3 protein-coding genes and 3 pseudogenes are annotated in these 3,056 nt (G+C 44.9%); 2 read left to right on the top strand and 4 right to left on the bottom strand.

Translation table 11 applies throughout. From position 1 onward, the window contains the following. Both O9295_RS06750 and O9295_RS06745 read left to right on the top strand, forming a co-directional pair. The coding region (locus O9295_RS06750) for an Rpn family recombination-promoting nuclease/putative transposase (protein ID WP_288032442.1) at positions 1 to 277 on the top strand (277 nt) is incomplete at its 5' end. A gap of 30 nt (positions 278 to 307) precedes the next feature. After that, positions 308 to 481 (top strand): annotated as a pseudogene (locus tag O9295_RS06745) (DUF2887 domain-containing protein); the annotation flags it as partial. A gap of 58 nt (positions 482 to 539) precedes the next feature. Here O9295_RS06745 and grrA read toward each other — a convergent pair. From grrA to O9295_RS06725, 4 genes and pseudogenes are all read right to left on the bottom strand, one after another. Beyond that, positions 540 to 914: a GrrA/OscA1 family cyclophane-containing rSAM-modified RiPP gene (gene grrA, locus O9295_RS06740; protein WP_149987744.1), complete on the bottom strand. Its 375-nt coding sequence runs from the start codon at positions 912 to 914 to the stop codon at positions 540 to 542. A gap of 14 nt (positions 915 to 928) precedes the next feature. Beyond that, on the bottom strand, positions 929 to 1,828 hold the full coding sequence (gene grrP / locus O9295_RS06735; protein WP_002796867.1) for an extracellular substrate binding-like orphan protein GrrP: 900 nt from the start codon (positions 1,826 to 1,828) through the stop codon (positions 929 to 931). Positions 1,829 to 1,916: 88 nt separating this feature from the next. Further along, positions 1,917 to 2,489 (bottom strand): annotated as a pseudogene (locus O9295_RS06730) (PQQ-dependent sugar dehydrogenase); the annotation flags it as partial. Between the two features lie 191 nt (positions 2,490 to 2,680). Further along, positions 2,681 to 2,884 (bottom strand): annotated as a pseudogene (locus O9295_RS06725) (PQQ-dependent sugar dehydrogenase); the annotation flags it as partial. Between the last annotated feature and the right edge of the window lie 172 nt (positions 2,885 to 3,056).

Below are 3,056 nucleotides of genomic sequence, written 5' to 3'. Positions count from 1 at the left end.
AATAGAGACGATTCTCGTTTATAAGTTACCGCTTCTCAATCGTCGGGAGATAGAAACTATGTTTAGTTTAGATGAATTAAAACAGACTCAGTATTTTCAAGATGTGCGCGAAGAAGCGCGTCAGGAAGGTCGTCAGGAAGGTCGCGAGGAAGGCAGACTAAACAAAGCATTAGAGGCGGTCCCCCGTTTGTTAGCCTTAGGGTTAAGTGTTGAGCAAGTCGCATCCGCCTTAGAGTTAGAGGTTAAACAGGTTAAAGCTATACAAAAAGGGACATAAAAAAATGCGATCGCCTTGTAAAATAGAAGCATGAAAACTGACACGATTTTTTATCAACTCTTTCAATCATTCCCCTCTATCTTCTTTGAATTAATTCAACTCCCTATCAGCGAAGCGAATAACTACCGCTTTGACTCAGTGGAAGTCAAACAACTTTCCTTTCGTCTTGATGGAGTCTTTCTGCCTCAAAATAATCACCCTAGATTTCATCGTAAAACCGGGGTTGGGACGGGGATAAAGTTATCCCCTCACCCAACCTTACTTACCGACGATTGAAGAAACTGCCACCGTTACCCCAGCGCGGTCGGGAATTAAAGAAACTACCACCGTCAGACCAACCATTCCCCCAGGGCCGCGCATTAACGAAACTACCACCGCGACCATCTCCCCAACCACCGACACGACTATTCACCCAACCGCGACCGCCACCATCTCCCCAGCCTAAAGCTTGTAAACTAGGATCGGCAGTACCGGACGGCAGTTGGTTAACCCGTTCGCGTACAGCGCTGGACAGACGACTTAAACGCGCCTCAATGGGATTAGCCTCCTCTGAGGCGGCCTGAGCGGTGCTAGTCAGACCGAAGGCAGATAAAGCGAGAAGAAAGCCGACTAAACCAGTTTTATTGCTGATATTCACCTGAATTTATGCTCCTATTTGGCTTCTTGGGGATTAATTTGGGCGTGTTCGATAACTTTGAAGGCAAAAAACCCCTTTAATAATTCTGGGGGGATGGGAACCATGCCTTGACTACCGAACCAGCGATCGATTTGACTAACGGTGGCCGTATCATTGGTGATGTAATCCTGCATCATTTTAACAATGGCATAGTTGACATCATCCAAAAAAGTAGAGTTATTTTCGGGAACCATGCAAGCGATGCCAAAATTAGCTAGAGCTTCTTCGGGGACGATTTCGTAGATTTTAGGGTTATCTCTGAGGATTGTTCCCGCTAAAGAGATGCTATCCCCCGCTATTGCGTCGATTTTACCGGTTTTTAAAGCTTCGAGGGCTTCTTCTACGGTGCTGTAGGTAGTAACAATTGTCGCTTGCGGTTGTACTAATTTAATCACATCCACGGCCGCAGAAGTGGGAACCAAGGCGATGCGTTTACCGATTAGGGATTGAGGAGTGGAGAGATTGCTACCTTTTTTAGCTAAAATCCTAATCCCAGAAATGCTGTAACTGATGGAAAAATCGACAACTTTCGCCCTTTCCCAAGTAAAAGCCGTACTACAAGCGATATCGATTTCCCCGCTACGAATGAGATTAATTTTCTCTCCGGGTTGGTTAGCTTCAATCATTTGCAGGGTGACGGGACGACCGAGACGAGTTTCCAATCGTTTTCTAATTCGTTCCAACACATCCATAGAATAGCCGACTAATTCCCCCTTATCATTGATGTAGGAGTAGGGAATCGCATCAAAACGGGTTCCTACGGTCAAAAATCCCGTGCGAGCCACTTTTTCCACCACTGTTTCCGCTAAACTTGCACTAGCGAGGAACATAGGTAATATGCAACCTAGTCCCACTAACTGTAAAATTTTCTTCATAAATCGAGTGCTTGCTCCCGTACAAACATAACTATACTAGAATTCACTAAAAAATCTTCAAGGTTTCCATAATAATTTCTGTGAACTTTTACAAATTAGATGGCGGTTCAAGGCGAATTAATTGACCGTTACCTTCATCGGTGAGCAGGTATAAAAATCCGTCGGGACTTTGACGCACATCCCGCACCCTCTGACCGATGGGAATCGCTTCTTGATTGATAATTTCACCCGATTTATCCACTGACAGACGGCGAATATCCCTGGAAACTAAACCACCGGCAAATAAATTTCCCTGCCAATTAGGAAAGCGATTACCGGTATAAAAGACCAATCCCGAAGGAGCGATCGCAGGTGTCCAAATTGTTTTCGGATCAATCAGACCGGGTCGAGATTCTTCGCTGGAAACTGGGGTATTAGTGCCGTACTCTTGACTAGCAGAAACCACTGGCCAACCATAATTTTTACCTTTTTCAATTAAATTTAATTCATCCCCTCCTTTTGCTCCGTGTTCGGTTGCCAAGACTCTTTTAGTCATTGGATCAAAGCTGATTCCTTGAATATTCCGATGACCGTAACTCCAAATTTTAGAACCCGCAAAAGGATTATCTTTAGGTAGAGAACCATCGTCATTGATGCGGATAATTTTACCTAGGGTCTGCTGAAAAAGTTTTTCCTGGGGGCAGGGTATGGGGTGTGGGGTGTAGGGTGTAGGGTTTTACTCATTTTCAGGTGGCCAATTACCTAATTTTCAGGGAAAAAGTGCCTAAATTTCCCCCCGATCACTCCCATACCCAGTACTTTTTGATTGCCAAAAGGTCTAAAAGTCTTACCCAACAAGGTTTTTAGCTTTATTCAGCAAAGTCTACCTAAATGACTTTGCAGATTTTGGGACTGTTTTCTAATTAAATCTCCCGCTAATTGTAGGGGAGGATTACCCCCGTCCCCAATCGCTACCAATAAAGTGCCATCCGGTAGCCATAATAACCGCGAACCGAAGTGTTGAGAGTCGGTTTTTGCCTGGGAAACTTCAAAAATAACCCGCACATCTCGCAAACTTGCACCATCTTGACACTCCCGTCGCGCTCATGCGAGGGATTCTTGGTTCATCGAGTTTCCTTAATCTGACAGGACGTATCCAATCAAACCAGAGGGAATCTCTCCCCAAGCGTATTAGTTTCCGTGTGTCCCACGGTACTTAGTCCCTTTTTGAGAATATTGATAGCGGCGT

Origin of the sequence: Microcystis sp. LE18-22.4A, from assembly GCF_027531105.1 — a bacterium.
Lineage (GTDB): Bacteria > Cyanobacteriota > Cyanobacteriia > Cyanobacteriales > Microcystaceae > Microcystis > Microcystis aeruginosa.
This window is presented reverse-complemented; position numbering and strand designations above follow the sequence as displayed.

What these genes read in the sequence shown, in the direction of transcription:
- grrP (WP_002796867.1), bottom strand. Translation starts at nt 1,828, where the DNA reads ATGAAGAAAATTTTACAGTTAGTGGGACTAGGTTGCATATTACCTATG.